Below are 1,594 nucleotides of genomic sequence, written 5' to 3' on the forward strand. Positions count from 1 at the left end.
AAAGGCTGATAAAAATTTCTTCTTCATAATTTTCTCCTCCTGTTTTATACATAAATTCTGTATATTTATACATTTTATGTATAATATAGCAACAATATTAAATTAAATCAAGTCCTAATACTAAAGAAATATCAATCTGAGGTTATATCTGCTCCGAAATACTTCTCTGAGATCTCTTTGAGCTTACCTTCTGACCTAAGCTCTGCAATAGCCTTGTTGATCTCTTCGCGAAGAGAATCATTGTCTGCTCCCTTTGCCAGAGGAATGGCATACATTGTAACCTCAGGATCTGTTGCTGCAACCTTGAGCTCAGTTGTTCCTGTTGTGTTGAAGTAGTCCTGAGCTGAAGTGTTGGCATTGATAGTAGCATCAACTGTTCCGTTGAGAACCAGTGTCATGGTCTCGCCCAGAGTATCAACGTTAGATACTGTAGCGCCGTGCTCCTTGCCCATAGCCTCATAGGTTGAACCAGCCGAGTTAGCAGTTGTCCTGCCATTTAAGTCATCGAATGAAGTGATGTCGTTATTTGATGCAAGAGTTACAACTACAGCGTGGTCATATGCATAAGCCTCTGTAAAGTCGTAAGTCTCTTTTCTATCATCTGTAACATCAACACCGTTGGCCATCATATCGAAAGTTCCGGTTGTTACACCTGTAAGACCGCCGTCAAAAGCCACCTCCTTAAAATCAGCTTCAACACCGAGCTTTTCTGCGATTGCTGCTGCAACCTCAACGTCAAATCCAACAAGCTCATCTGTTGTCTCATCGTGATAGGTAAATGGCGCCCAAACGCCTTCTGTTGCGATTGTGATCTTGCCTGCTGCCTTGATGCGAGCAAGGTGATCCTCGCCTGCAGGTGCCTCAGCCTGAGTGCTATCAGCAGTCTCAGCAGGAGCCTCTGTACTACCTGCTGCTCCACAAGCTGTGATGGATGCAGTCATAAGTACTGCTGTAAGTAACATAGCTAATTTCTTCTTCATAATAATTCCTCCTCGTTACTGTATGCGGACTCATGGAGCGAAACAAAGCACCTCCACTGCCGCAAATATTTTACACAATTATTTCGTGTATAATACATCAATTATTGGTCAAACGCAAGAACTCTTTTGTGCGATCCATTTTGGGATGTTCAAAGAACTCAGCAGCGCTGCCTTCTTCCACCACATTTCCATCTGCCATGAACACCACATGGGTTGATACCTCTTTTGCAAAAGAGATCTCGTGGGTCACAACTACCATGGTCATGCCCTCTTTTGCCAGCTCCCTCATAACTTCAAGAACCTCTGCCGTAAGCTGCGGATCAAGGGCCGATGTAGGCTCGTCAAAAAAGATAATGCTGGGATCTGTGGCAAGGGCCCTTGCTATTGCTACTCTCTGCTGCTGACCGCCGGACAACTGGCTTGGATAGTAGTCCCTAAACTCTGCCATTCCGACTTTGGTAAGGACGTCCATAGCTTTTTTCTCTGCGTCAGCCTTTGAAACCTTCCTTGCGGAAGTAAGTCCCAGGGTCACATTTCCAAGAACTGTCTTGTTGGCAAAGAGGTTGTAGTTCTGGAAAACAAAGCCTGTCTTTTTCCTTATTTCTGCTATCTCA

Annotated in this window: 2 protein-coding genes; both read right to left on the bottom strand. The window is 44.4% G+C overall.

Features of this window, described 5'->3' with window-relative positions; translation table 11 throughout:
- Positions 1-131: 131 nt before the first annotated feature.
- Positions 132-980: a transporter substrate-binding domain-containing protein gene (locus J6I68_RS13890; RefSeq protein ID WP_292221195.1), complete on the bottom strand. Its 849-nt coding sequence runs from the start codon at positions 978-980 to the stop codon at positions 132-134.
- Positions 981-1,077: 97 nt separating this feature from the next.
- Positions 1,078-1,594 (bottom strand): amino acid ABC transporter ATP-binding protein (locus tag J6I68_RS13895; protein WP_292221196.1); only part of this gene is annotated, 517 nt, incomplete at its 5' end.

The organism is Butyrivibrio sp. (assembly GCF_017940685.1).
Classification (GTDB): domain Bacteria; phylum Bacillota; class Clostridia; order Lachnospirales; family Lachnospiraceae; genus Butyrivibrio.

Coding starts and splice junctions, on each gene's coding strand:
- J6I68_RS13890 (WP_292221195.1), bottom strand. CDS start 980: ATGAAGAAGAAATTAGCTATGTTACTTACAGCAGTACTTATGACTGCA.